The following is a 25,795-nucleotide window of genomic DNA, read 5'->3' as shown; positions in this document are numbered from 1 at the left end:
ATTGCGGGCAAATGCACGATCATGGTCCGACTTGCCATCGACCGAGGAAACGCATGAGTATCATCACCTGCATCGAAGACTTGCGCGTGCTGGCCCAGAAACGGGTGCCGCGCATGTTTTACGACTACGCCGATTCCGGCTCCTGGACGGAATCGACGTACCGCGCCAACAACAGCGATTTCGCCAGGATCAAGTTCCGCCAGCGCGTCGCCGTCAACCTGGAAAACCGCAGCCTGGCCTCGACCATGGTCGGCCAGGCGGTATCGATGCCGGTGGCCCTGTCGCCCACGGGCTTGACGGGCATGCAGCATGCGGATGGCGAAATCCTCGCGGCCCAGGCCGCTGAAAAATTCGGCGTGCCGTTCACCCTGTCGACCATGAGCATCTGCTCGATCGAGGACGTGGCGGCGAACACGACGAAACCGTTCTGGTTCCAGCTGTACGTGATGAAGGACCGCGAATTCATCAACCGCCTGATCGACCGCGCCAAGGCGGCGAAATGCGGCGCTCTCGTGCTGACCCTGGACTTGCAGGTGCTGGGCCAGCGCCACAAGGATTTGCGCAACGGCCTGTCGGCGCCGCCGAAGCTGACCATTCCCAACATCCTCAACATGGCCACCAAGCCGCGCTGGGTGGCGGGCATGCTGGGCACGAAACGCCGCGGTTTCGGCAACATCGTCGGCCACGCCACGTCCGTCTCCGACATGTCGTCGCTGTCGGCCTGGACGCAGCAGCAGTTCGACCTGAGCCTGTCGTGGGCGGACGTGGAATGGATCAAGCAGCGCTGGGGCGGCAAACTCATCATCAAGGGCATCATGGACCCCGAAGACGCGCGCCTGGCAGTGGACAGCGGCGCCGACGCGCTGATCGTCTCGAACCACGGCGGGCGCCAGCTCGATGGTGCGCAATCGTCGATCGAAGCCTTGCCGGCCATCGTCGACGCCGTCGGCAGCCAGATCGAAGTGCACATGGACGGCGGCATCCGCTCGGGCCAGGACGTGATCAAGGCCGTGGCGCTGGGCGCGAAGGGCGTCTACATCGGCCGCCCGTTTCTGTACGGCCTGGGCGCCATGGGCGGGCCGGGCGTGACCAAGTGCCTGGACATCATCCGCAATGAACTCGACTTGACGATGGCCTTTTGCGGCTTGCGCGACTTGCAGCAGGTGGACAAGAAAATCCTGCTGCCGGGGACGTTTTAAGCGGCAATCCGCACGACACGAAAACCTTCGGCATCTGAAGGCGGCACGAAATGGCGCGTGATGGCGTCAAACTCGGCGTCGCTGGTGGAAAACGGGTGCAGCCCGCTGGCATTGCGCTGGCGCAAGCGCGCCTTGCATTCCTCATCCGGCACGTCGAGGTAGTGCAGCACGTGTGGCACGCCCGCCTGCTGGAGCAGGTCGCGCATCCAGGCGCGGCTGGCGGGTGTATTCGCGGGGAAATCGAGTACGACGGACGCGCCCGCCTGCAGCATCTGCAAGGCCAACGGGGCGATGGCTGCGCGCAGCCGCGCCGCGCAGGCCACGTAGTCGGCCAGGCTGGCGATCTGGCCCGGATACAGCTGCGCCAGCAAGCTGTCTTCGCTGATGCGCACGGTCCTTGGCGCCTCCGCAAGGCGGGCGGTCAGGGTGGATTTGCCCGAAGCAATCTTGCCGCACACGAGGTGCAAGGTTGGGGAATTGCTGGTGCTGGAAACAGGGGACATGGTCGCTCGCTAAAAAGGATGAAGCCTGCGAGACGCTTTGACCAATTGCTGCAAATCAAAGCCGCCTCTCAGGCGGCTTTGGCAATCACACTGCTGCTAAGCCACCATCGTCGGAATGGCGGCAATAATCGATGGTAGGGGAGGAAATGGCGATTGCATGGGGTAACGATGCCATGCGGACATGGCCTTGTCAATGCCGGCGCGTCCCTACTCGAAGGATTGCTGGTACTGCGCATAGGGCTCCATGCCCATGCTGGCGCGGCGCTCCTCCAGGTGCTGCGGGTCTGCGATGGGAAACGCGGTGCTCTTGCCATCGCTGCCAGTCTGGAATTGGCTGCCGTACAGCTGCGGCAGCTTGTCATTGGTCAAGTCACGGTCGATCGCCAGTGCCAGCTTCGAAGGCGTGATTTCCCCGTGCTCTGCCGCCGTTCGCATCAGGGCCAGGCTGCTTTTGAGGAAGGCACTTGATCCATGCTGGGCGATCAGCCACGCGCTGCCCGCCGCCTTGTAGCCGACCATCGTTTGCGTGGGCCAGCCCTTGCTGGCGATGATTTGCCGCAAGCGCGCTTCATTTCTCGCATCCGTCTCGCGCATGCGCTGTCGTGCCTGCATGTCGGAGCCTGTCGTCGGCCAGGCAGTGCGTGCGGCCACGTCATCCTTTTCCATGGCCAGCAATTCCTGCGCCAGCGCCGGTTCCGGCACCGCCGTCCGATACAGCAGGAAGTCCAGCGCGCCCGCCGTGGCCGCGCTGAAGATGAGCTTGGGTTCCGCTTCCCAGCCGGGCGATTGCAGGAGCAGTGCCAGTGTGCTGCCTTCCGGTACGTCAATGCGGTAGCGGCCATTTTCGACCGGGCCATGTATCTGCGGCTCGCCGTGCATGCGCTCGGCAACGATGCTGATGGCTTGCGGCAGCGGTGGGCAGTTGCTGCGGATGGTGCCGCTCAGTTCGAAGGCGCCCGCATGGACGCTGCAGCACAGCAGGATGGCGAAGGTCAGGCGTGGCATGGGAGTCCGTTCATGAATGGGGGAGGTCGAGCAAGGTCCACTTTTCGCGGAACGTGGCGTCATCGAGCGGCCGCGCATGCGGGTCGTCTTGCCGGAACAGCCCGCCGATCAGCATATCCTGGATGGCATCCGTGAAACCGCCGTAGGGCGAGGCGCGGCCCCACTGGCGCCGCGTGTGGGCGAAGACGACGGCGTCTTGCTGCGCGGCCAGTTGCGCCAGCGCCGCCTGCAAGGTGGCAGCGGCGTCCGCTCCTATGTCCCTGGCGATGGCGCACACCAGGCGCTGGCCAAACTGCAGGGGCTTGCCGGCCAGGCCCAGCAGCGATTCGTTGGCCAGCGCGAGGAACACATCGGGCGCCTGGTCGTCCTTTTCGCAGGCAGTCCAGGTGGGCGCCCATGCTTCCAGGCTCATGAAGCGCGCTTGCGTCGTGGCCGCCGTGTGCATCCACTTGGCGTGCGATTTGTCGTCCCAGCCCAAGCGGCCAAAGGCAATCGGCTTGCCCTTGGGATTGTATTGATGACTGCGCACGCCGGCCTTGCCCCGCGCGCTGGCCTGCGCCATGAGGCCGTCGAGGCTGGCGGCGAACGGCGTCCATTGCGCCGCATCCCACAGCGGCGTTGCGCCGGGCGCGGCCAGCAGCAGGAATACCTCGTAATCACGTGAAAAAAACGCCATGTCTGTTCCTATCGTTGCAGTTGAGATATGGCCGTCCGCTGGCTGGGGCGCAGCAGGTAGACGCCGTACAGGCACAAGGGCAGCACGGCCAGCAGGGCGATGTACGGCAGGATCGATGCGCCGTCGTCGGCCGGGTGCGGCAGGGTGGCCGTCACCAGCGCGTAATCCCACAGGCCATGCACGAGCACCATGGGCCAGACCGAGCGGGTGCGCAGGCGGATGGCCGCATAGCCGACGCCCTGCAGGGTGGCGGCCACCGCCTGCCACAAGGCGCCGCTGACGTCGCCCGTGGCCAGGCCGTTGGCGGTATGGGCCAGGCCGAACAGCGCCGATGACATCAGGACGGCCGGCCAGACGGCGTAGCGGTCCAGCATGCCTTGCAGCAAGATGGCGCGGAACATCAGCTCTTCCGAGATGGCCACCAGCGCCGCATTGCAAGCGACGATCAGCAGCACGCGCGGCTGCGGCCAGCCGCCGGCCCAGGCCAGCAACAGCATCAGCAGCGCATACAGCAGCGGCGGCCAGGCCAGCCACGTGCTTTTCCATGGCTGCGGCGCGCACAGGCCCGCCGCGCGCGGCCGACTGGACGCCAGCAGCAGCGCCAGCGCGAACAGGGCGGCCAGCGCCCACGACAGGCCGATACGGCCGGTGACGGCGGCGCCGGGCAAGGCGTAGCCGGCCGCTTCCAGCCAGCGGCCGCCCAGGCTCAGGCCCAGCCAGACGGCCAGCGCGCCGACGGCGAGCGGCATGGTGAGGTGGATTTTAGGAATGGACATGGTTGGCTTCGGTGTTGGCTGCGTCGGCTACTGCGTACATAAGCGGATCATGAAGTTGCATCAATGATATGGTGGAAATATTGCCATAGTACATTAAAGCACCGTCACAAAATTGCCACATCGTTATAGTTGCATGGAATAATAAGCATTCATCCGTTTGCCGCCAGACTGGAGTGCCATGAGCTACAGCAAGACCATCACCACTGAACGATTGATCCTGCGCAAGCCGCACCCTTCGGATGAGGCGGCGCAATTCGCCATGCATGCCGACCCCGAAGTGATGCGCTATTTCAGCGAACCACCGTGGACCGATGTCAGCCGCGCCGCGCGCCAGATTGCCGAGGACAGCGCCGCTTTCGAGAAAGAGGAATTTTTCCGCTTCGCCGTCGAGCTGAAGGCGACGGGCGAATACCTGGGCAGCTGCAGCCTGTTTTCCGAGCATCGCCAGAACCGCCGCGCCGAGATCGGCTACGCGCTGGGCCGTCCGTACTGGGGCAACGGTTATATGCACGAAGCGCTGTCGGCGCTGCTGGAATTCGCGTTTGTCGAGCGCGACCTGAACCGCCTGGAAGCCGATATCGACCCGCTCAACGCCGGTTCGGCCAGCGCCCTGGAACGCCAGGGTTTCAACAAGGAAGGTTTTCTGCCCGAGCGCTGGATCGTCGGCGGCCACGTCAGCGACTCGGCCCTGTACGGTTTGCTGCGCCGCGAGTGGGAGGCGCGGCGCAAGGGCGCCGTGTGAGCCACAGCGGGAAGTCGCCCCTTCCGCTCAGCGGTCACCCGCTGGTGACCTTGCGCCAGCTGGAACGTAGCGACGCGCCCGCCTGGTATGCCTACCTGGCCGACCCCGCCGTCGTCGAGCACACGAGCTGGGCCTTGCGCAGCGCCGACGACTTGCAGGCCAATTTCGATGACTATGCATCGGCCGGGCCTGCGTCGTCGATCCGCCTGGCCGTGGTGCTGCGCGACGGCGGCCAGCTGGCGGGTACGATCGGCTTCAATGCCATTTCCCCGCAACATCGCACGGCGGAAATCGCCTACGACCTGGCGCCCGCCGTATGGGGGCAGGGCGTGGCGACGTCCGTCGTGAACGCCGTCGTGGATTGGGGCTTCCAGCGCCTCGGTTTCCTGCGCATCCAGGCGACTGTGTTGGAGAGCAATGAACGTTCGATCCGCGTGCTCGAACGCTGCGCTTTCGAGCGTGAAGGCTATCTGCGCTGCTACCGGCAAATTCGTGGAAGATCCGGCAATTTCTGGCTATACGCACGCATTGCCGCCGCGCGATGAGCAAGCCACCGTTGAGCATCTTGCTGGTGGAAGACCACCTGGCCATCGCGCGCCAGGTGCTCGACTTCCTCGACGGCTTGCGCTGGCTGACGGACCATGCGGGCACGGGCGCGCTGGCCGTGCAATTGGCCACGCGCAATCGCTATGACGTGGTGCTGCTGGACCTGAACTTGCCCGACATGGATGGCTTGCAAGTGTGCCGCGCCATCAAGGCGGCCGCGCCCAGCAATGTGCCGATTCTGATGCTGACGGCGCGCGACGCGTATGAAGACAAGGCGCGCGGCTTTCGCGATGGCGCCGATGATTATTTGACCAAGCCCTTCGACTTGCGCGAGGTGGCCTTGCGCTGCGAAGCGCTGGCGCGCCGGCAGCAGCTGCACGTGCACCAGGAAATGCGCGTGGGACCGTTCACCTTGCAGACGCGCGCAGGGTGCGTGCTGTATGGCGACGCACCGCTGCCATTAACGCAGACGGGATTCAAGATATTGCTGCTGCTGTGCCGCGAACATCCGCACGCCGTCTCGCGCTCGGCCTTGCTGCAAGCCTTGTGGGGCAGCCAGCCGCCCGACAGCGACGCCCTCAAATCGCACATCTACGCGCTGCGCAAGCAACTGGAGCTGGTTGGCGCGGCGGGCATGCTGGTGACCATACCGCAGCTGGGCTATCGCCTTGCTGTCGACGCGGCGGCGCCGCCATGAGCAGGTCGATCCGCCGCCAGCTGTTCGCCGCCCTGGCCGGCTTCACCATCCTGCTGTGCCTGTGCTACACGGGCCTGGCGCTGGTGATCGCCTACGTGACGGAAGACATGCTGGTGCAGCGCCTGCTCGAACGCGAAGCGGCGGCCGTCAGCATGCGCTGGCAGCAGCACGGCAAGCTTACGCCTTCCGGCAGCGACCTCATCACGGTTTATGGCGGCTACCTTGACTTGCCTCAAGCGGTGCGTGCGCAAGTGCCGCCGTCGGCCCCGCGCGGGGAAGTGTTTACCGCGACGGGCCAGCATTATCACGTGCTGGCGCTGGACCTCGTCGCCGCTGGCCAGCCGCGGCGCAGCTATCTGCTGGCCGACGTGGCGCCCGTGCTGGTCGTGTCGCGCCTGGCGCGGGAAGTGGGCGGTGTCGTGGCTGGCGTGGCGCTGGCGTTGATCGCCCTGGCCTTGCTGCTGGCGTACTGGCTGGCGCGGCGCCTCGTGCTGCCCTTGCAGAGGCTGGCCCGGGAAGCGCATCTTCTGGCGCCCGGCGGCGCCGTCCATTTCAGCGGGCGCGATCGTCCCGACGAGATCGGTTTCCTGGCGCGTCGCCTGGAAACCACCTTCGCCGAATTGCAGGCAGTGTTGCAGCGCGAACAGGCCTTCGCCCGCGACGTCAGCCACGAATTGCGCACGCCGCTGACCTTGATGCACAACACCCTGGCGCTGGACTATGCGCAAGCGCTGGGCGGGCAAGAGCAGGCGCAGCTGCGGCAATCGACGCACGAGATGCGCGCCACCCTCGACGTGCTGTTCGCGCTGGCGCGGGCCGAGCAGCTGCCTGGCGACGTGGTGGAGTTGCGCGGCTGCATCGAGCAATGCCTGCTGCGCCTGCTCGACGAATACCGCTGGGATGCCAGCCTGCTGACCCTGGACTTGCCCGAGCGGCTCGAGGTGCTGGGCAATGGGCAGCTGACGATGTTGCTTATCAATAATTGCCTGGCGAATGCGTTGTTCCATGGCGGTCCCGATTGCCGCATCAGCATTGCGTTCGCTCAAGGTTGCCTGAGCATCGACAATACCGTGCCGGTGGGGCAGCCGCGACGCGTCCAGGGCTTCGCGCACGGCCAGAACCTGCTGCTGCGCCTGGCACAAGCCATGCAATGGGACATTGTTTTCCACCCCGGTGCGACACAGTACCGTGTCGTCATCCATGCGTCCCAGGCGCCATAAAGTCACCGGATTTCACCGCGATTTCACCGGCGCCTGCGTAAGCTGCAAGTTCTTGATTAACGGAGGAAACCGCATGAAATTTCTGATCAGCCTGCTGGTGCTGGCCTGCACCAGCATCCCCGCGCTGGCGCAAGTGAGCAGCATTGTCCACAAGGACGACAAGCGCCGCTACATCGTCTATACGCCGGCTGCCTATCAAAGCCAGCCGCGGCGAGCCTTTCCCGTCGTCTTCAATTTCCATGGCGGCGGCATGAGCATGGCGGAACAGATGCTGTACACGCAGATGAACAAGACGGCCGAGCGGCACCAGTTCATCGTTGTGTATCCGCAAGGCATCAAGCAGGATTGGAACGTGGGTTTCGGCATGGATTACCTGGCGGGCACGGACGATGTCGGTTTTACGCAAGCCATGTTGAGTAAACTCAAGCAGGATTACCGCATCGATGAGCAGCGCGTGTATGCGACGGGCCTGTCGCGCGGCGGCTTCTTCGCCCTGCGCCTGGCGGCCGAGCTGCCGCAACAGTTCGCCGCCGTCGCCTCGGTGGGCGCGCCCATGCCGGAACCGGTGCGGCAGCATCACCGGAAGACGGATAAGGTCGGCATGCTGCTGATACAGGGCACGGCCGACAAGGTGGTGCTGTTCGAGGGCAAGGCCGCCAGCTATCTGTCGGCGCAAGACACGTTCGATTACTGGCGCAGGCACAACGGCATCGAAGGCGCCACGCCGCAGCCGCGCCAGATATCCGGCCCCGCTGGCGACGCCACGCAGGTGATTCATCTGGAGCAGGGTGACGGCGCGTACAGCGTGGCCTTGCTGACCGTCAAGGAAGGCGGCCACACGTGGCCCGGCGCCGACGCTTTTAATATTGGCCTGCCCATCGGCCAGACCACGCGCGCCATCGAGGCGAATGAGGTCATCTGGGACTTTTTCAGCCGCCATCGGCGCTGACGCCATGCTAGGATGGCGGCCATCGCTGCAGTGCTATGCGGCAACTTGAGGAGGAGCATGGTGGCAATGTCGGAAGCAGGTATCGCGGCCATGGCCGAGGCAATCTTCGCCAGGCCCGGCGCGGCCGTGGCGCAGGCGTATTCGGAGGTGGAACAGGACACGCTGCATTTTCACTCGGCGGCCGAGCTGTGCGCGTATGCGGCCAGGCTGGAGGCCGAAGGCGCCAGCGTGGTGCTCCTGGCCGTGCATTACCCGGACATGGGCGGGCACTTTGCCCCGCGCCGTATCGCGCTGGACCCGGCCCAGTGCGGTGGCCGCACGTATCGCCATGTGTGCGAAGGCTGGGGCGTCATCCGCGTGTATCTGCGTCTGTCCAGCGGCAAGGGCCTGGCGTCGCACGTGGGCGCCAATTCGCAGAAGCGCGCGGAAAAATGGCAGTGCCATTACCCAGCATTCGGCCCGGTCGATGCGTGGGACTGGGATGCGGTGGGCCGCCATGAACGCCGGCTGATCCGCGTGCTGAAGAAGGTCGCCGCCCAGAAGGGCTTGTCATGACGGACGCGATGCCGATCCACCCCGCCGCGATCTTTTGCCGTTCGCTGGCGCAACTTGCCGCCATGCTCGACAAAACGGGAACCGCGCCGCAGCTGCTGGCGGCGCGCCTGCACCCGGACATGCTGCCGTTCGCCCAGCAAGTGCGCGCGGCCGTGAGCTTTTCGCTGCGCGGCTGTTGCCCGCTGGCGGGGCTGGCCGTGGCCGATTTCAGCGGCGCCGCCAGCCTGCAGGAGCAGATCGCGCAGACCATGCGCTACCTCCAGGCCATCCCCGGCGAGCGCTTCGACGGGCCGCCAGGCCGCATCTGCCGCGACCGCGCCGGCTTCGCCGACATCGCGCTGCCGGCCGACAAATATCTGAATTTGTATATTCTGCCGAATTTCTATTTTCACTTCAGCATGGCGTATGCGATCGCCCGTAGCGCCGGCGCGGCCATCGGCAAGGGCGATTTCGATGGCTATCATGCGTATGCGCCGGGATTCAGCTTTGAGCGCCCGGCCGCGCCGTAGTTCCTACAAGCCCGCTTCTTTCCATGAGGACAAACCAAGCCGTTTCAACAGCCGGCCCGACAGCCCGCAGCTCCAGCAGCTGATCTGGATTTGCCGCTGCCGCGCCGGGTCCGCATGCCAGGCTTGCTCGGCGTAGGCGAGCAGGGCGTCGCTGAGCGGTGAGGCGTCGGCGACGGGCGGCAGGCGGCTCATCAGTTCAAGCACGCCGTACGGTGTCTCCCTGATTTGCAGCAAGCCGGCCAGCAGGGCGCGCAGCACGGCGCCGTCGATGTTGCTGCTTGCTTGCGTGAAACGCTGCTGCCAGGATGGCGGGCGCGTTTGCCACAGGGCCAGCAGCGCGGGCACGTCGGCCATTCGCAGCTGCCCGATCAGCTCGTCCGCTTCGAGAAACAGGTCGAGGCGGTCGTAGTCGTCGCCCTCACGCAGCAGTTCATTGAGTTCCTGCAAGAGGTTCATGCCACCACGTTCGTCGGCGCACCGCGTTCGAACGCTTCCACGTTGCCGATCAGGATGTCGGCCAGCTTTTGCATGGCCTCGCCGCTGGCCCAGGCCGTGTGCGGCGTGAGGATGAAGTTGGGCAGGCGTAAGTTCAACAGCGGGTTGTCGGGCAGGGGCGGCTCCTTGGAGAGCACGTCGAAACCGGCGCCGGCAATCACGCCACGGGTCAAGGCGTCGGCCAGCGCCGCCTCGTCGACCAGACCGCCTCGCGCCGTGTTGATCAGTAGCGAGGTCGGCTGCATGCGCGCCAGTTCCTTCGCTCCGATGATGTTGCGCGTCTTGTCCGTCAGGGGCAGGTGCAGGCTCAGCACGTCGGAACTGGCCAGCAATTCGTCGAAGCCCACTGGCGTGACCCCCTCGTCCTCGATGGGCGAACGGTTGTGCACGATGACTTGCATGCCGAAAGCGCGGCCCAGCTGCGCCACGGCCTTGCCCAGCGCGCCATAGCCGAGCAAACCCAGGCGGCTGCCGGCCAGGTCGCGGATCGGGTGGCCGAACAGGCAGAAGCGGCCGGACGCCTGCCACAGGCCCGCTTCCACGTCGGCGCGATAGGCGACCAGCTGGCGGCGCAGGGCCAGCATCAGGGCCACGGTGTGCTCGGGCACGGTGGCGCGCGCATAGTCGCGGATATTCGCCACGACGATGCCCCGCTCGCGGCAGGCGGGCAGGTCGAGGATATCCGTGCCGGTGGCGGCCACGGCGATCATCCGGAGCGCGGGCAGTTGCGCCAGCTCGGCCGCGCGCAGCGGCACCTTGTTCGTGATGGCGATCGTGGCGCCTTGCAGGCGAGCCAGCGTCTGTTCGCTGCCCTTGGTGTATGGAAATTCTTCCCAGCTGTGCGCGAAGGCGGGCCGGCGCACGCTGGCGATCAGGCTGTCGCGGTCGAGAAAGACGATGCGGTGCGGGTGCGGCGATGTGCTTGCTGCGGTCATGGCTGGGCCTCGGTCAGGTTGGCGCGCGCGCTGGGCAGGCTGCTCTTGCCCTTCAGCTGCGTGGCCGGGTGGTTGGTAAACATGTCGGCGACCCATTCGACGAACACGCGCACCTTGGCGGACAAATGGCGGTTGGGCGGATAGATCACGTGGATGGGCAGTGGGTCGGATTCCCATTCATCGAGCAATTCCACCATTTTGCCCTGTTCCATCAGCGGCGCAAGCATGAAATGCGTCATTTGCACGATGCCCAGGCCCGCCAGGCCGGCGGCGGCGTAGGCGTTCGAGTCGTTCAGGGCGATATGGCTGGGCATGGACATCTGGATGCGTTCGCCGGCGCGCGTGAAATCCCACTCAAAGGTTTTACCGGTCTTGGCGGAGAAAAAATTCACGCCGCGGTGCTGCGCCAGGTCGTTCGGGTGCAGCGGCGTGCCGTACCGGGCCAGGTAGCCGGGCGCGGCGCAGGTGATGAAATGCAATACGCCGACCCGGCGCGCGATCAGGTTCAGGTCGCCCAATTCTCCGCCGCGCACGGCGCAATCGACGCCTTCCTCGATCAGGTCGACGGGGCGGTCGCTGCAGCCCAATTCCAGCGAGATGTCCGGGTAGCGGGCGAAAAAGTCGGGCAGGGCGGGGATGAGCAGTTCGCTGGCCAGCGCCGTGGGCGCATCCACGCGCAACCGTCCGCTGGGGCTCAAGCGCGTGCGCGACAGCGATTCCTCGGCCTCGCGCACGTCGGACAGGATGCGCACGCAGCGCTCGTAGTACGCGGCGCCGTCGGCGGTGATGCTGACGTGGCGCGTGGTGCGGTTGAGCAACTTGACCGACAGGCTCGCTTCCAGCGACTGGATCAGGGTCGACACGGTGGCTTTTGGCAACTGCATGTTTTCCGCCGCGCGCGTAAAGCCGCCCGCATCGACGACTTGGATGAACACTTCCATGGCTTGCAGCTTGTTCACTTGATTTCCTATCATGTTACGCTCGATTATTCAGAATCCTGAACAATCAATTCGTCATTGCACTCTTTATCAGATTGTAGATCAAGTCTATAGTTGTTGTACTGCAGCATAAATGTGATGCCGCAGGAAGTACAACAGGAGAAAAATCATGGGTCATCGGAATGGAATCTTTGCAGTGCTCGCTCTCGCTATGAGCTCGCTCGCTCTGGCCGCGATGGTTTCGACGGATGCATACTCGATGGCGGCGCAAAGCGAAGCGAGCGGGTATAGCGCCCTGACCCATGAAGTCGGCGGCGGCGTGCTGTTGTGCCTGAACGACACGGCACTCGATGCCGCGGTGCAGCCGGTGGTGGCGCAATGAGCGTTGCCGACACGGCCGTCGAGCTGGCGCCTGGCCAGGCCCTGAAGATACGCGACATTGAAGTGCAGGGCGCGCAGGATGCGCTGGCCGCGCGCGTCTACACGGCCGGCGTGCCGGGCGCCAAACAGCCCAGCCTGATCGTCTTCTTCCATGGCGGCGGCTTCGTCGACGGCGACCTCGACGACGCTGACGACTTCCTGCGCTGCCTCGTGCTGAGCAACCCCGACCACGTGGTGCTGGCCTCGAACTACACCTTGGCGAAGGTGCGCCCATTCCCCGCCGCCGTGGAAGACGCGCATGCCGTGCTGCTGTGGGCAAAAAAGAACAAGTCCAAGCTGGGCTGGAGCGGCAAGCAGATGGTGGTGTCGGGCATCGAAGCGGGCGCCAACCTGGCCGCCGTATGCGCCATGATGTCGCGCGACCGGGGCGGACCGCCGCTCGCGGGCCAGGTGCTGATCATGCCCATGCTCGACCCCGGCCTGTCGACGTGTTCGATGCGCCACTTGCCGACCTGTCCGGACCTGGCGGAAGTGGCCGATCAATGCGCCGCCGCCTACCGTGGCTACCTGCCGAATGCCGCTGACCGTACCCATCCGTATGCGTCGCCATTGCAGTCGAGCCGTTTGAAGAACCTGCCGCCAGCCTTGATCCTGTCCAGCGAAGACGACCCATTGCGCGACGAGGCTGAACAATACGGCAGCAAGCTGATCGCCTGCGGCATCAAGACCACCGTGCGGCGCATGGCCGCCGCGCCGCTGCAAGACGCGACCGCACGCAATGAGTGTGCCTGCAAGGTGCAGGTATTGAGCGAAATTAGCAGTTTCGTCGCCGGACTGGGGCAGGAGCCCGAGTCATGACGCCGCCGTTCGCGGCACCATAAAAAACTTACACTAATCAGTTTACTTTTTGAGTTTCGGTTGCTACACTACGCAGTGTAGTTCCCATCTTGCCTGCGTTGTGCGTTCGCACAGCCAGCTTCGTCGTCCCCGTCCGCTTTCAAGCAGCTGGCGGCCTGTTTACCTTTGATCGAGCGCCGTCGGGCGCCATGGCACCACCTTTCACTTTTTCAGTTGGGTTGCTTCCTGCCGCCCATACCATTAGAAATTTTCATAAAACAGGGAAATAAAATGAAAAACGTTCAACAATTTTCCACTCTGCTGAAGCCCCTGGCTGCCTCGCTCGCGCTGGCAGGGCTGGTGGCCGTGAGCCTGGCCGGCTGCGATTCGGCCAACAGCAAGGTGCCCGACGCGCCCGCCGCCGGCGGCCCGCCCATCTCGGCCGCGGCCGTGGTGGAAAAACAGATCACGGAAACGCAGGAATTTTCGGGTCGCCTGGAAGCGATCGAGCGCGTGGAAATCCGTTCGCGCGTCGGCGGCTTCATCACGGCCGTCAACTTCAAGCCGGGCAGCGAAGTCAAAAAAGGCGACGTGCTGTTCGTCATCGATCCGCGCCCATTCCAGGCCGAAGTGTCGCGCGCCGAAGGCACGGCCGCCTCGGCCCGCGCCAAGGCGGAACTGGCCAAGCTGGAACTGTCGCGCGCTGAAAAGCTGCTGGCTGAAAAAGCCATCGCCCAGCGCGAATTCGATGAAAAGGCCTCGGGCCTGAAAGAGCTGGACGCCAACGCCCGCTCGGCGCAAGCCGCGTATGAAGCGGCCAGGCTGAACCTGTCCTACACGCAGGTGCAGGCGCCGATCAGCGGCCGCGTCAGCAAGGCGGAAATCACCGTCGGCAACCTGATCGACGCTTCCGCCATCCTCACTTCCGTGGTGTCGACGGACCGCATCTACGCCAGCTTCGACGGCGATGAAGATACCTATCTGCGCGTGGCCGGCACGGCGCAAAAGGGCACGCCCGTCACCGTCAAGGTGGGCCTGGCCAATGAAACGGGCTTCCCGCACGAAGGCAAGCTGGAATTCGTCGACAACCAGCTCGACCCGGCCACCGGCAGCGTGCGCATGCGCGCCACCTTCGCCAACACGGAGCGCCAGCTGGTGCCCGGCCTGTTCGCGCGCATCTTGCTCGACGGCGGCAATGGCCCGCAGGCGCAAAGCACGGCGCTGTTGATCTCCGACCGCGCCGTCGGCACGGATCAAAGCCGCAAATACGTCTACGTGGTGGGTGCCGACAACAAGGCCGAATACCGCGCCGTCAAGCTGGGCCCGAATTCGGACGGCTTGCGCGTGGTGCGCGAAGGCTTGAAGGCGGGCGAAAAGATCGTCGTCAACGGCTTGCAGCGCGTGCGCCCCGGCGCGCCCGTGACGCCGCAGATGGTGGCCATGGATTTCGACCCGACCGCGCCGGTCGCTCCCGCAAAACCTGAAGCAAAAGACGCCAAGATCGCCGCGAAAGCAGCATCGACTTCCAAGGAATAAACATGAATTTTTCCCGCTTTTTCATCGACAAGCCGATTTTCGCGGCGGTGCTGTCGATCGTCATATTCGTGGCCGGGCTGCTGTCGATATTCGGCCTGCCCATCTCCGAATATCCGGACGTCGTGCCGCCATCCGTGGTGGTGCGCGCGCAATACCCGGGCGCCAACCCGAAAGTGATCGCCGAAACCGTGGCCGCGCCGCTTGAAGAGCAGATCAACGGCGTCGAGAACATGCTCTACATGTCCTCGCAAAACACGTCCGACGGCGCGATGATGCTGACCGTGACCTTCAAGATCGGCACCAACGTCGAGCAGGCCGAGACGCAGGTGCAGAACCGCGTGCAGCGCGCCTTGCCGCGTCTGCCCGAGGAAGTGCGCCAGATCGGCGTGACGACGGTGAAATCGTCGCCCAACCTGACCATGGTGGTGCACCTGGTGTCGCCGAACAAGCGCTATGACGACATGTACTTGCGTAACTACGCGGTGCTGAACGTCAAGGATCAACTGGCACGCTTGCCCGGCATGGGCGACATCCAGATCTTCGGCGCCGGCGACTACGCCATGCGCATCTGGCTCGACCCGCAAAAGGTGGCGGCGCGCGGCATGACGGCGAACGACGTCGTCGACGCCATTCGCGAGCAGAACGTGCAGGTGGCTGCAGGTGTCATCGGCGCTTCGCCGGCGAAAAACTCGGACTTCCAGCTGACCGTCAATACCCAGGGCCGTCTGCAGACGCCGGAGGAATTCGGCGCCATCATCGTGCGCACGAATGCCGACGGCGCCGTCACGCACCTGAAGGACGTGGCGCGCGTGGAAATGGGCGCCAACAGCTATTCGCTGCGTTCGCTGCTGAACAATAATCCGGCCGTCGGCATGGGTATTTTCGAGGCGCCCAACGCCAACGCGCTGCAACTGTCGTCCGACGTGCGCGCCAAGATGGACGAACTGAAAAAAGACTTCCCGCAAGGCGTGGAATACCGCATCGAGTACGACCCCACGCAGTTCGTGCGCTCGTCCATCGAAGCCGTGATCCATACCCTGCTCGAAGCCATTGCCCTGGTGGTGCTGGTGGTGATCATCTTCCTGCAAACCTGGCGCGCCTCGATCATTCCGCTCTTGGCCGTTCCCGTGTCGATCGTCGGTACCTTTGCCGTGATGCTGGGCTTTGGCTTCTCGATCAACACGCTGTCGCTGTTCGGTCTCGTGCTGGCCATCGGTATCGTCGTCGATGACGCCATCGTGGTGGTGGAAAACGTCGAGCGCAATATCGAGGAAGGCTTGTCGCCGCGCGACGCCACCATCCAGGCCATGAAAGAGGTGAGCGGTCCCATCGTCGCCATCGCCCTGGTGCTGTGCGCCGTGTTCGTGCCGATCGCCTTCGTGCCAGGTTTGTCCGGCGAGTTCTATCGCCAGTTCGCGCTGACCATCGCCATTTCGACCGTGATCTCCGCTTTCAGCTCGCTGACCCTGGCGCCGGCCCTGTCGGCCGCGCTGCTGAAACCGCACGATGCGCCGAAAGACGCGCTGACGCGCGGCATGGACATGGTCTTCGGCCGCTTCTTCGCCTGGTTCAACCGCTTCTTCGGCCGTGCCTCGCACCGCTACGAAGCGGGCGTGAAAGGCGTGTTGGGCCGCAAGAGCGCTTCCCTGGGCGTGTATGCGCTGCTGGTCGTCGCCGCCATCTTCACCTTCAAGTCCGTGCCGGCCGGCTTCGTGCCGGCGCAGGACAAGCAATACCTGGTGGGCTTTGCGCAATTGCCCGACGCCGCCTCGCTGGACCGCACGGAAGATGTCGTGCGCCGCATGTCCGACGTCATCAAGTCGGTGCCTGGCGTCGAATCGACCATCGCCTTTCCGGGCCTGTCGATCAACGACTTCACCAATGCACCGAATGCCGGCATCGTGTTCGCCACCCTGAAGCCATTCGACGAGCGCGGCACCAAGGAATTGTCGGGCGGCGCTATCGCGGCCGAGATCAACAAGCGCCTGGGCGGCATCCAGGACGCCTTCATCATGGTCTTCCCGCCACCGCCCGTCAACGGCCTGGGCACCATCGGCGGCTTCAAGATGATGATCGAAGACCGTGGCAACCTCGGTTACGACGCGCTGTACAACGCCACCCAGGCATTGGCCGCGAAAGCGTACCAGACGCCGGAACTGGCGGGCGTGTTCTCGGGTTACCAGATCAACGTGCCGCAGCTGTTCGCCGACGTCGACCGCGTGAAAGCCAAGCAGATGGGGGTGCAGCTGCAAACCATTTACCAGACCTTGCAGATCAACCTCGGTTCGCTGTACGTGAACGACTTCAACCAGTTTGGCCGCACCTACCAGGTGCGCGTGCAGGCCGATGCCGCCTTCCGTTCGCATGCGCAGGATATCGCGCAGCTGAAGGTACGCAACGACAAGGGCGAGATGATCCCGCTGTCGTCGCTGATGCGCGTCAAGGACAGCTATGGTCCGGACCGCGTGCAGCGCTACAACGCCTATGCCGCAGCCGACTTCAATGGCGGCGCCGCGCCTGGCGTATCGAGCGGCCAGGCGCAAGCCGCGCTGGAACGCATCGCCAAGGAAGTGCTGCCGCAGGGGATTTCGTATGAATGGACGGAGCTGACCTACCAGGACATTTTGTCCGGCAATACGATGATCTATGTCTTCCCGCTGTGCGTGCTGCTGGTGTTCCTGGTGCTGGCCGCCCAGTACGAAAGCTGGACCCTGCCGCTGGCCGTGATCCTGATCGTGCCGATGTCCATCCTCTGCGCCTTGCTGGGCGTGAAACTGACCGGCGGCGACAACAACGTGTTTACCCAGATCGCGCTGTTCGTGCTGGTGGGACTGGCGTCGAAGAACGCGATCCTGATCGTGGAATTTGCCCGCGAGCTGGAAGAGCATGGCCGCACCGTCGTGCAGGCGGCGCTGGAAGCGTGCCGTCTGCGTTTGCGTCCGATCCTGATGACGTCGATCGCCTTCATCATGGGCGTGGTGCCCCTGGTGTTCTCGCACGGCGCCGGTTCGGAAATGCGCCATGCGATGGGCGTGGCGGTCTTCGCCGGCATGCTGGGCGTGACCTTCTTCGGCCTGTTCCTGACGCCCGTGTTCTACGTACTGCTGCGCACCCTGGCGCAGCGTTTTGAGAAAAAACCAGCCGCCGCTGCCGCCAAGCCTGTCGCGCCAGCGCTGGACCTGGAAGGAGATATATATTGAAAACCAACGCAACTACGCGGGTAACCGTCCTGCGCACGGCCTTGACGGCCATGGCAGCTGCCGTGCTGCTGGCCGCCTGCGCGGCGCCCGAGTTCAAGCAGCCGCAGATCGACACGCCCACCGCGTTCAAGGAAGCGCAAACCTTGCCGGCCGTGCAGACGGCGGCCGACGGCACGCGCTGGAAGCAGGGCCAGACGGGCATGGCCGAGCGCCAGGCGCGCGGCGAATGGTGGCTGGCCTTCAATGATCCGGCTCTCACAAGCCTGATCGGCGAAGCCACGCAGGCCAATGCCAACCTGGCGGTGGCCGCCGCCCGCGTCAAGCAGGCGAGGGCGATCGCCGGCATCGCCGAAGCGGACCGCATCCCGCAAGTGGGCGTGAACGTGGGCGGCCAGCGCAACCGCGCTTCCGCCGTGTCGCTCGGCTTGCCGAACGGCGCGCCGGTGGCGGCCACCAACGTCTACCAGGCCAACCTGACGGCCAGCTACGAAGTCGACCTGTTCGGCAGGGTGGCGGCTAACGTCAGCGCCTCGCGCAGCGACGCGCTGGCCGTGGAGGCGACCTATCGCTCGGTGCTGCTGTCCTTGCAGGCCGACGTGGCGCAGACCTACTTCCAGCTGCGCGCCACGGACGCCGAGCTGGCGACCCTGGAGCAGACGGTGCGCCTGCGCGAGGAAAGCGTGCATGTGAACCAGCGCCGCTATGACCTGGGCGACATCGGCGAATTCGATTTGTCGCGTGCCCGCACGGAGCTGTCGACCGCGCGCGCCGAAGCCATCGGCCTGCAGCGCCAGCGCGCCACCAGCGAGCATGCGCTGGCTGTGTTGCTGGGCAAACCTGCCGCCAGCTTCACGGCGAGCGTCAATCCGCTGCAGGACAGCGGCTTCCTGCCCGTGATCCCGGCCGGCATGCCGTCGTCGCTGCTGGAGCGCCGCCCGGACATCGCGTCGGCGCAGCGCACCATGGAAGCGTCGAATGCGCGCATCGGCGTGGCCAAATCGGCCATGTTCCCGGCCTTGAGCCTGAACGCCTCCGGCGGTGGCGCGTCCGACACCTTCTCGGATATCTTCAAGTGGAGCAGCCGCTCCTGGCTGCTGGGCGCCCTGATGTCGATGCCGATCATCGACGGTGGTCGCAACAAGGCGGCCGTGAGCCGCAGCGAAGCGCAGCTGGAAGAGTCGGTGGCGACGTATCGCCAGAGCGTGCTGGTGGCCTTCGCCGAGGTGGAAGACAACCTGGCCGGCCTGCGCATCCTGTCGGGCCAGACGCAGCAGATCGACGAAGCCGTCGTCTCGGCGCGCCGCTCGGCCGACCTGGCGCAAAAGCTGTACGATGCGGGCCGTTCCAGCTACCTGGACTTGCTCGACGCGCAGCGCAACCTGGCGGCCATCGAGCGCAACGCCGTGCAATTGCGCGGCAACCGCGCCGTCACCACCGTGGCGCTGATCCGCGCCCTGGGCGGCGGCTGGGGCGAAACGGAGCCGCAAGTGGCGGCCAACTAGTTTCCCGGCACCGCGGGCTGGAGTATTCCGGCCCGCGGCCAGGAAAACATCGTCAAAACGGCGTCGTGCGCTTGCACGGCGCCGTTTTTTTGTTTTGGTCAGTTGAATCCGTTTGCGGAAATGCCGCGTAAATACTCCTGCAATCACGCAAACGCAGTCATCCAGGAGAGATCACCATGCGCACCTTTATTCCCGCAGCACTGTTTGTTACCTCCCTCACTTCCATGCTGGCCGCCAGCGCCCCCTTTGCCGCCGACATGACGACCATGGTGGGTGGCCAGAGCATGTATCCGTCCAAGGACATCGTCGACAACGCCGTCAATTCGGCCGACCACACGACCCTGGTCGCCGCCGTCAAGGCGGCCGGCCTGGTCGACACCCTGAAAGGCAAGGGACCCTTTACCGTGTTCGCGCCGACGAATGCGGCCTTCGGCAAGCTGCCGGCCGGCACCGTCGAGACCCTGGTCAAGCCGGAAAACAAGGCCACCCTGACGAAAATCCTCACTTACCACGTGCTGCCCGGCAAATACGACTTCAAGGCGCTGGCCAGGGAAATCAAGATGCACGACGGCAAAGCCACCTTGCCGACGGCCAGTGGCGGCAAGCTGATGTTCGCCATGAACGGCATGCACAACATCGTCGTGATGGATGAGGGCGGCAACAGCGCCAACATCAGCACCTATGACGTGTACCAGTCGAATGGCGTGATCAATGTGATCGACACGGTCTTGACGCCGAAATAAATGCACGAAAAAGCGGACGAAAAAAAAGACAGGGAAAACCCTGTCTTTTTGCTTGCCGCCGCGATTACTTGGCTGGCGCAGCTGCCGGTGCGGAAGCTGCCGCTGCGGCCGGAGTTGCAGGCGTCGCAGGCGTTGCCGGTGCGGCTTTCTTCGCCTTGTGATGCTTGGCTTTCTTGTGCGCAGCCGGTTTGACGGCGGCTGGCGCTTCAGCCTTGGCTGCCGGCGCAACGGCGGCGGAAGCTGCAGGAGCGGCCGGTGCGGCAGGAGCGGCTGGCGTCTGGGCGAAAGCGGCGGTGGCGAACAGGCTGGCGATCAGGGTGGCGATAACTTTTTTCATGATGAAATCCTATAAGGTAATGGTGCGAATAAAAATCGGGTGCGGATGGACTGGATTACTTGCTTGCGGCAGGTGCCGCTTCAGCGGTGGCCGACGCCAGTTTGGCATCTGCCTTGGCCTTGGTTTTTTTCGCAGTGTGATGCGCCTTGGCCTTGGTGGTGGCAGCTTCCGTTTTTGCGCTGGCGACGTCCGTTTTGGCGGCGACCACTGCTTTCGCTTCCTTGGCATCGGCTTTCACGACGGCTTGCGCTTCCTTGGCGTCAGCCTTGACCACGGCTTTCGTGTGGGCCGCTTCCGCCTTGGCGGGAACGGATGCTGCCGGAGCGGCTGGGGTTTGGGCGAAGGCTGCGGTAGCGAACAGGCCGGCGACGAGGGTGGCGATCATTTTTTTCATTTTATTTTCCTGGCGAGTGGTAAGTGATGGTATGGGGGATTACTTGGCTGCGGCTGGTGCTGGAGCAGGTGTAGGTGCTGCAGCGGTGGCCGATGCCATTTTTGCGTCAGCCTTGGCCTTGGTTTTTTTTGCCTTGTGGTGTGCCTTGGCTTTCGTGGTGGTCGCTTCCGCTTTGGCGCTGGCGACATCCGTTTTCGCGGCGACCACGGCTTTCGCTTCTTTCGCATCGGCCTTGACGACGGCTTGCGCTTCCTTGGCATCCGCTTTCACGACGGCCTTGGTGTGGGCCGCTTCCACTTTCGCCGGTACCGAAGCCGCCGGAGCGGCCGCAGGTGCTGCCGGGGTTTGGGCGAAGGCTGCGGTAGCGAACAGGCCGGCGATCAGGGTAACAATTGCTTTTTTCATGGTGCAGTCCTCGGTGGTGGTTTGTCTGGTATGTCTGTTGGTGTCGGGATGATTCCCGTGTCACTGAGCAGAAAACGCGGCCCGGAAGGTGACGGTTGACCTTGTTTACACTTTCTTACAATCAGGTGATTTAAGCGACGTTGATGTCAAGATGCGGCGTGAAAATGCAAAAAGACAGCCGAAGCTGTCTTTTTGTGTGGCGCGGAAAATGCGCGGAGGGAATTACTTGGCTGCTGCCGCAGTCGCTTCAGTTTTGGCTTCGTCAGCCTTGGCTTTGGCTTTTTTCGCTTTGTGATGGGCTTTGGCCTTGGTGGCTTTGGCGTCGGCCTTGGCGCTGGCGACATCGGCTTTCGCATCGGCGGCGACAGCGGCTTCCTTGGCATCGGCTTTGACTACCGCCTTGGTTTCCTTGGCTTCTGCTTTTGCCACTTCCTTGGTGTGCTTGGCTTCGGCCTTGGCAGGAGCGGCTGGCGTTTGAGCAAAGGCTGCGGTAGCGAACAAGCCGGCGATCAGAGTAGCGATTACTTTTTTCATGGTGCAGTTCCTCAAGAAGTGGGTTTGTAGTTCAGGAGATGCATTTCCCCTGTCACTGAGCCAAAAACGCGCCGTGCGGCAATGCCGTTGACAGCGATTCGGGCTAATTACAAACACTTACATTTGGCGGGTCCGGTGCTCTGTTAGCTGGCGTACCGCGCCCAAGCCTGCGGCGGCCTAGACTCGATACCATCGTCACCACATGGGCCGCCATGAAAGCCGCCTTGAAAACCTATCAAGCCAAGCGCAATTTCGCCGTCACGCCCGAGCCTGCAGGTGGCGACGAGGACGAGAGCGACGGGCTCGCCTTCGTCATCCAGAAGCACTGGGCCAGCCGCTTGCACTATGATTTTCGCCTGGAACTGGACGGCACGCTGAAAAGCTGGGCCGTGCCGAAAGGGCCCAGCTACGATCCGCGCGACAAGCGCATGGCCGTGCAGGTGGAAGACCATCTCCTGGCCTACGCCGGTTTTGAAGGCGCGATCCCCGAAAAACAGTATGGCGCGGGCAAGGTCATCATTACCTGTTCGACGTGGCGTATTTCGATGGCCACGATCTGCGGACCCATAGCGTCGAGGCGCGCAGGGCACTGCTGCAGGGGCTGCTGGAACAATTGCCCGCATCGCCGCTGGTGCGCTTCAGCGCAGCGCTCAATGCCGCGCCGCGGCAACTGCTGGCCCACGCCTGCCGCCTGGGGCTGGAAGGGGTGATTGGTAAGCGGCGTGGCTCGCCCTACGTCACGCGCCGCTCCGGCGACTGGATCAAGCTCAAATGCGGGCCGCCGCCTCGATGCGCTGGCCAGCGACGCCAGCCCGTCTGGGTGAAGCCGTGGCTGGTGGCAGAGGTCAGTTTTAGATAAACAGCCGGCCGCCATCGTGCGCGAGCGGCCACAGCGAATCGACAGGGAGAAACCGATGCCAAGCACATCCATGCCCGACAGCGTCTTGCCGGCCAGTTTCAAGGTCAGCCATGCGGACAGGGTGATCGACCAGGAGAGCGGCGCCACGAAGATCGACCTGGTGCGCTATTACGCGCTGGTGGGCAAGCTGATGCTCGTGCATTTGCGCGGGCGCCCCGTGTCGCTGGTGCGCGCGCCGGCCGGCGTGGGCGGCGAGCTGTTTTTCCAGAAGCATGCCGATACGTCGACCATGCCCGGCGTCAAACAGCTCGATGCACGGCTGGACCCGGAACACCCGCCGATGCTGGCAGTGGCCAGCGTCCAGGGGCTGTTGTCGGCGGCGCAGTGGAATGTGGTGGAATTTCACACGCAGAACGCGCTGGCCAGCGCCTACGACACGCCGAACCGCCTGGTGTTCGACCTGGACCCGGGCAAGGGCGTGGCCTGGCCCGCCATCCGCGAAGCGGCCTTGCTGCTGCGCGCCTTCCTGACGGAGCTGGGCTTGCCCGCCTGGCTGAAAACCAGCGGCGGCAGGGGCTTGCACGTGGTCGTGCCGATCCGCCCGCAACACGACTGGGACACGGTGAAGGCGTTTTCGCAAGCCATCGTGGCGCACATGGCCCAGTTCATTCCGCAGCGCTTCGTCTTGAAAAGCGGGCCAGGCAACCGGGTCGGCAAGATCTTCATCGATTATTTGCGCAATGGCCGGGGCGCCACCACCGTATGCGCGTGGTCGGCCCGCACGCGTTCGGGGCTGGGCATTTCCGTGCCGCTGGCCTGGGAAGAGCTCGACGAGCTGAAGGCGGGCGACCAATGGAACGTGGGCAATGTCCACCGCCGCCTCGACGTGGGCAACGCGCCGTGGGCCGCTTATGCGCGCAGCGCGAAGGGCCTCGATGCGGCGATGAAAAAGCTGGCCTTTACTCCTGCGGCTTGAGCGGCTGGGTGGCGCGCGCCAGTTGCAGCGCTTCGTCGATGGCCGCGTTGAGCTGGGCAATCTCGACGGGTTTCGTCAGGTAGCGGAAAAAGCCCGCCGCCAGGCCGTGCCGGATGTCGCCCTTCATGGCATTGGCCGTCAAGGCGATGACGGGGATGTGCGCCGTGCGCGTATCGTTGCGCAGGATGCGTTGCGCCTGGTTGCCATTCATGCCGGGCAGGTTGATATCCATCAGGATGACATCGGGGTGGCGTTCCAGCGCCAGCGCGATACCCTGGCGCGCGTCGGTGGCCGAGATCATGCGCAGATGCGGCAGGAAGCTGACGATGTCTTCCACCAGCCGCAGGCTGGCCGGATTGTCTTCCACGTACAACAGCAGCGCCTGGCCGCCGGCGGCATCGCTCCCGGCGTCGCCGGCAGGCTCGGGCAACGCATCCATCTCCAGCGGCATCCTTGCGGGCGGCGCGGCCATGGTGTCGAGTTCGATCCAGAACACGCTGCCCACGCCGACGCAGCTGTGCACGCCCATGCCGCCCCCCATCAGCTCGACCAGGCGCTTGGTGACGACCAGGCCGATGCCCGTGCCTTCCTCGCTGCCCGCCTCCTGTCCCAGGCGGTTAAACGGCTGGAACAATTCCGCCAGCTGCGCCTCGTCCAGCCCCTTGCCCGTGTCGCGAATGGCGATGCGCACGCGCTGCGCCGCGGGCTGAGAAACTTCCAGCGCCACCTTGCCGGCGGGACGGTTGTACTTGATGGCGTTCGATAGCAGGTTCAGCAGCACCTGCTTGAGGCGCGTATGGTCGGCCCTGACCGTCAGCGGCTCGCAGGCCGAAAAGATCATCTCGATCTGGCGCTGCTGCGCCTGTTCCTCCACCATCACGCGCACGTCGTCGAGCAGCGCGGGCAGCGCCACCGGCTCGATCGACAGGCTCAGGCTGCCTGATTCGATCTTCGCCAGGTCGAGGATTTCATTGATCAAGGTCAGCAGATGGCGGCCCGAGGTGACGATGTTTTGCACGAAGGTGCGCTTTTGCAGCACGGTCGCGGGCAGGGCTTCGTTGGCCAGCAGCTGGGCAAAACCGAGGATGGCGTTGAGCGGCGTGCGCAGTTCGTGCGACATGCTGGTAAGAAAACGGTCTTTCGCCTGGCTGGCCCGCTCGAGTTCGATTTTCTGTTCGTTGAGCGTGCGTTCGATGCGCTTGCGCTCGGTGATGTCGCGGATGGCCGACGACACCAGCACGCCTTCGTCCGTTTCCAGCGGCGACAGGCTGATTTCGACGGGAAATTCGGTGCCATCGCGGCGCAAGCCGTACAGTTCCAGTCCCGCGCCCATGGAGCGGGCGCGCGGCGCCGCGGAAAAGGCTTGCCGGTGGCGCGGATGGTCAATCGCATAGCGGGCCGGGATCAGCACTTCCACGTTGCGTCCCAGCAACTCCGCGCGCGCATAGCCGAACAGGCGTTCCGTCTGCGAATTGACGAGCACGATCTCGCCATCGCCGTTGACGATGACGATGGCGTCCGGCGCCGATTCGAGCAGGCCGCGGAACTTCTGTTCGGCACGGCGGCGGTCGCTGACGTCGCGGATGGCGCTGATGACGAAGGTGCCGATCTCCGTCTGGATCGGCGAGAGGCTGATTTCGACGGGGAACTCGACGTCGTCCTTGCGCAAACCCAGCAATTCCAGGTCGGCGCCCATGGTGCGCGTGCGCGGCTGGTCGAAATAGCGCGCGCGGTGGGCCACGTGCACATGGCGCAGGCGTTGCGGCAGCAGGCTATCGATTTTCCTGCCGCTCAATTCGCCTTCCGCGTAGCCGAACAGGCGCTGCGCCTGCTGGTTGGCCAGCACGATGGCGCCCGTGGCATTGACCATGATGACGCTGTCCGGCGTCGATTCGAACAACACGCGGTAGCGCACGTCGACGAACTGGGCGTCGCGCGCCGCCTTCAGCAAGGTCGTGTCCTTCATGGTGGAAATCAGGTAGCGGGGGCCGTCCGGCGCCGCGTGTGCGGCCTGGCACACTACGTCGACGTAGATGAGTTCACCATCCTTGCGCCGCCGCAGCGATTCGCGGTCATAGCTGCCTTGCAGGGCCAGCTGCTCGTCGATCAGCTGGGCCGCCTCGGCCTGTCCCGGCAGCGAGATCAGTTCCCACAGCGTGCGGCCCAGCGCTTCCTCGCCGGCATAGCCGAAAATGCGCTGCGCCCCGGCCGTCCAGCGCACGACGGCATGGTCTTCGTTCGTGATGACCACGCCGCCAGGGGCACCGCTGAGGATAAGCTGATCTAACTCGGCATCCATTTTTTTCGCACGCATGACAGTGCTTGTCGGGTTGCAAGCCTGTGCAT

Annotated in this window: 26 protein-coding genes and 2 pseudogenes; 16 read left to right on the top strand and 12 right to left on the bottom strand. The window is 64.4% G+C overall.

Annotated elements, in window-relative coordinates; genetic code table 11:
* Nucleotides 1-53 precede the first annotated feature (53 nt).
* Entirely contained in the window at nt 54-1,199 is a 1,146-nt protein-coding gene (locus J0O65_RS17475) for an alpha-hydroxy acid oxidase (RefSeq protein WP_215408521.1), read from the top strand.
* On the opposite strand, the gene J0O65_RS17470 is transcribed toward J0O65_RS17475, so the two are convergent.
* The 4 genes from J0O65_RS17470 to J0O65_RS17455 all read right to left on the bottom strand — a co-directional run bounded on the left by J0O65_RS17470 (nt 1,196) and on the right by J0O65_RS17455 (nt 4,159).
* Nucleotides 1,196-1,702 (bottom strand): P-loop nucleotide/nucleoside kinase family protein, encoded by a 507-nt coding sequence (locus tag J0O65_RS17470; protein WP_215408520.1) that lies wholly within the window; start codon nt 1,700-1,702, stop codon nt 1,196-1,198. The two genes, J0O65_RS17475 and J0O65_RS17470, sit on opposite strands and share 4 nt — an antisense overlap.
* A gap of 207 nt (nt 1,703-1,909) precedes the next feature.
* Nucleotides 1,910-2,707: a DUF6624 domain-containing protein gene (locus tag J0O65_RS17465; RefSeq protein ID WP_215408519.1), complete on the bottom strand. Its 798-nt coding sequence runs from the start codon at nt 2,705-2,707 to the stop codon at nt 1,910-1,912.
* A 10-nt stretch (nt 2,708-2,717) separates the two neighbouring features.
* Nucleotides 2,718-3,383, bottom strand: a complete 666-nt coding sequence (locus tag J0O65_RS17460; protein WP_215408518.1) for a hypothetical protein — start codon at nt 3,381-3,383, stop codon at nt 2,718-2,720.
* Between the two features lie 8 nt (nt 3,384-3,391).
* Nucleotides 3,392-4,159, bottom strand: coding sequence for a CPBP family intramembrane glutamic endopeptidase (locus tag J0O65_RS17455; RefSeq protein ID WP_215408517.1), 768 nt, complete (start codon nt 4,157-4,159; stop codon nt 3,392-3,394).
* A 178-nt stretch (nt 4,160-4,337) separates the two neighbouring features.
* On the opposite strand from J0O65_RS17455, the gene J0O65_RS17450 reads away from it, so the two are divergent.
* From J0O65_RS17450 to J0O65_RS17420, 7 genes are all read left to right on the top strand, one after another.
* Nucleotides 4,338-4,901 (top strand): GNAT family N-acetyltransferase, encoded by a 564-nt coding sequence (locus J0O65_RS17450; RefSeq protein WP_215408516.1) that lies wholly within the window; start codon nt 4,338-4,340, stop codon nt 4,899-4,901.
* Nucleotides 4,898-5,446: a GNAT family N-acetyltransferase gene (locus J0O65_RS17445; protein ID WP_215408515.1), complete on the top strand. Its 549-nt coding sequence runs from the start codon at nt 4,898-4,900 to the stop codon at nt 5,444-5,446. Before J0O65_RS17450 ends, J0O65_RS17445 begins: the two co-directional genes overlap by 4 nt.
* Nucleotides 5,443-6,144: a response regulator transcription factor gene (locus tag J0O65_RS17440; protein ID WP_215408514.1), complete on the top strand. Its 702-nt coding sequence runs from the start codon at nt 5,443-5,445 to the stop codon at nt 6,142-6,144. The genes J0O65_RS17445 and J0O65_RS17440 overlap by 4 nt, the downstream gene beginning before the upstream one ends.
* Nucleotides 6,141-7,364 (top strand): sensor histidine kinase, encoded by a 1,224-nt coding sequence (locus J0O65_RS17435; protein ID WP_215408513.1) that lies wholly within the window; start codon nt 6,141-6,143, stop codon nt 7,362-7,364. Before J0O65_RS17440 ends, J0O65_RS17435 begins: the two co-directional genes overlap by 4 nt.
* Before the next feature lie 73 nt (nt 7,365-7,437).
* A complete protein-coding gene (locus J0O65_RS17430) occupies nt 7,438-8,313 on the top strand; it encodes an extracellular catalytic domain type 1 short-chain-length polyhydroxyalkanoate depolymerase (RefSeq protein WP_215408512.1) in 876 nt (291 codons plus the stop codon).
* 57 nt (nt 8,314-8,370) lie between these two features.
* Nucleotides 8,371-8,868 (top strand): hypothetical protein, encoded by a 498-nt coding sequence (locus tag J0O65_RS17425; protein ID WP_215408511.1) that lies wholly within the window; start codon nt 8,371-8,373, stop codon nt 8,866-8,868.
* Nucleotides 8,865-9,377, top strand: coding sequence for a DUF1993 family protein (locus tag J0O65_RS17420; protein ID WP_251373796.1), 513 nt, complete (start codon nt 8,865-8,867; stop codon nt 9,375-9,377). The genes J0O65_RS17425 and J0O65_RS17420 overlap by 4 nt, the downstream gene beginning before the upstream one ends.
* A gap of 3 nt (nt 9,378-9,380) precedes the next feature.
* On the opposite strand, the gene J0O65_RS17415 is transcribed toward J0O65_RS17420, so the two are convergent.
* Genes J0O65_RS17415 through J0O65_RS17405 form a run of 3 tightly spaced genes read right to left on the bottom strand, consistent with a single transcriptional unit; the run spans nt 9,381 to nt 11,766 of the window.
* On the bottom strand, nt 9,381-9,833 hold the full coding sequence (locus J0O65_RS17415) for a hypothetical protein (RefSeq protein ID WP_215408510.1): 453 nt from the start codon (nt 9,831-9,833) through the stop codon (nt 9,381-9,383).
* Nucleotides 9,830-10,807: a D-2-hydroxyacid dehydrogenase gene (locus J0O65_RS17410; protein WP_215408509.1), complete on the bottom strand. Its 978-nt coding sequence runs from the start codon at nt 10,805-10,807 to the stop codon at nt 9,830-9,832. The genes J0O65_RS17415 and J0O65_RS17410 overlap by 4 nt, the downstream gene beginning before the upstream one ends.
* On the bottom strand, nt 10,804-11,766 hold the full coding sequence (locus J0O65_RS17405) for a LysR family transcriptional regulator (RefSeq protein WP_215408508.1): 963 nt from the start codon (nt 11,764-11,766) through the stop codon (nt 10,804-10,806). Before J0O65_RS17405 ends, J0O65_RS17410 begins: the two co-directional genes overlap by 4 nt.
* A 190-nt stretch (nt 11,767-11,956) precedes the next feature.
* Here J0O65_RS17405 and J0O65_RS17400 point away from each other — a divergent pair, with 190 nt between their 5' ends.
* The 6 genes from J0O65_RS17400 (at nt 11,957) to J0O65_RS17375 (ending at nt 19,944) form a co-directional block, all read left to right on the top strand.
* The gene (locus J0O65_RS17400) at nt 11,957-12,127 is read left to right on the top strand and encodes a hypothetical protein (RefSeq protein ID WP_215408507.1); all 171 of its coding nucleotides are present in this window, start codon (nt 11,957-11,959) and stop codon (nt 12,125-12,127) included.
* Nucleotides 12,124-12,984, top strand: coding sequence for an alpha/beta hydrolase (locus J0O65_RS17395; protein ID WP_215408506.1), 861 nt, complete (start codon nt 12,124-12,126; stop codon nt 12,982-12,984). The genes J0O65_RS17400 and J0O65_RS17395 overlap by 4 nt, the downstream gene beginning before the upstream one ends.
* 270 nt (nt 12,985-13,254) lie before the next feature.
* Complete coding sequence (locus tag J0O65_RS17390; protein WP_215408505.1) at nt 13,255-14,499, top strand: efflux RND transporter periplasmic adaptor subunit; 1,245 nt, start codon at nt 13,255-13,257, stop codon at nt 14,497-14,499.
* 2 nt (nt 14,500-14,501) lie between these two features.
* A complete protein-coding gene (locus J0O65_RS17385; protein ID WP_215408504.1) occupies nt 14,502-17,699 on the top strand; it encodes an efflux RND transporter permease subunit in 3,198 nt (1,065 codons plus the stop codon).
* Nucleotides 17,700-17,749: 50 nt separating this feature from the next.
* Nucleotides 17,750-19,201 carry an efflux transporter outer membrane subunit gene (locus J0O65_RS17380; RefSeq protein WP_215408583.1) on the top strand — a complete coding sequence of 484 codons (1,452 nt, stop codon included), beginning with the start codon at nt 17,750-17,752 and terminating at the stop codon, nt 19,199-19,201.
* Between the two features lie 176 nt (nt 19,202-19,377).
* On the top strand, nt 19,378-19,944 hold the full coding sequence (locus J0O65_RS17375) for a fasciclin domain-containing protein (RefSeq protein WP_502793573.1): 567 nt from the start codon (nt 19,378-19,380) through the stop codon (nt 19,942-19,944).
* Nucleotides 19,945-20,008: 64 nt separating this feature from the next.
* Here the strand turns inward: J0O65_RS17375 and J0O65_RS17370 are convergent, their stop codons facing one another.
* From J0O65_RS17370 to J0O65_RS17355, 4 genes are all read right to left on the bottom strand, one after another.
* Nucleotides 20,009-20,281, bottom strand: a complete 273-nt coding sequence (locus J0O65_RS17370) for a hypothetical protein (RefSeq protein WP_215408503.1) — start codon at nt 20,279-20,281, stop codon at nt 20,009-20,011.
* 55 nt (nt 20,282-20,336) lie between these two features.
* Nucleotides 20,337-20,675, bottom strand: a complete 339-nt coding sequence (locus J0O65_RS17365; protein WP_215408502.1) for a hypothetical protein — start codon at nt 20,673-20,675, stop codon at nt 20,337-20,339.
* Nucleotides 20,676-20,714: 39 nt separating this feature from the next.
* The gene (locus tag J0O65_RS17360) at nt 20,715-21,080 is read right to left on the bottom strand and encodes a hypothetical protein (RefSeq protein ID WP_215408501.1); all 366 of its coding nucleotides are present in this window, start codon (nt 21,078-21,080) and stop codon (nt 20,715-20,717) included.
* A 222-nt stretch (nt 21,081-21,302) separates the two neighbouring features.
* Nucleotides 21,303-21,614 carry a hypothetical protein gene (locus J0O65_RS17355; protein WP_152251001.1) on the bottom strand — a complete coding sequence of 104 codons (312 nt, stop codon included), beginning with the start codon at nt 21,612-21,614 and terminating at the stop codon, nt 21,303-21,305.
* A gap of 212 nt (nt 21,615-21,826) precedes the next feature.
* On the opposite strand from J0O65_RS17355, the pseudogene J0O65_RS28370 reads away from it, so the two are divergent.
* Together J0O65_RS28370 and ligD are read left to right on the top strand one after the other, a co-directional pair.
* Nucleotides 21,827-22,081: pseudogene (locus J0O65_RS28370) on the top strand (DNA polymerase ligase N-terminal domain-containing protein); the annotation flags it as partial.
* A gap of 50 nt (nt 22,082-22,131) precedes the next feature.
* Nucleotides 22,132-23,449 (top strand): annotated as a pseudogene (gene ligD / locus J0O65_RS17350) (non-homologous end-joining DNA ligase); the annotation flags it as partial.
* On the opposite strand, the gene J0O65_RS17345 reads toward ligD, so the two are convergent.
* On the bottom strand, nt 23,433-25,763 hold the full coding sequence (locus J0O65_RS17345) for a PAS domain S-box protein (protein ID WP_215408500.1): 2,331 nt from the start codon (nt 25,761-25,763) through the stop codon (nt 23,433-23,435). The pseudogene ligD and the gene J0O65_RS17345 sit on opposite strands and share 17 nt — an antisense overlap.
* Nucleotides 25,764-25,795 lie beyond the last annotated feature (32 nt).

The sequence above is a fragment of the Janthinobacterium sp. JC611 genome, assembly GCF_018682595.1.
Lineage (GTDB): Bacteria > Pseudomonadota > Gammaproteobacteria > Burkholderiales > Burkholderiaceae_D > Janthinobacterium.
The sequence above is the reverse complement of the archived record's forward strand: the minus strand, read 5'-3'. Positions and strand labels throughout refer to the sequence as shown.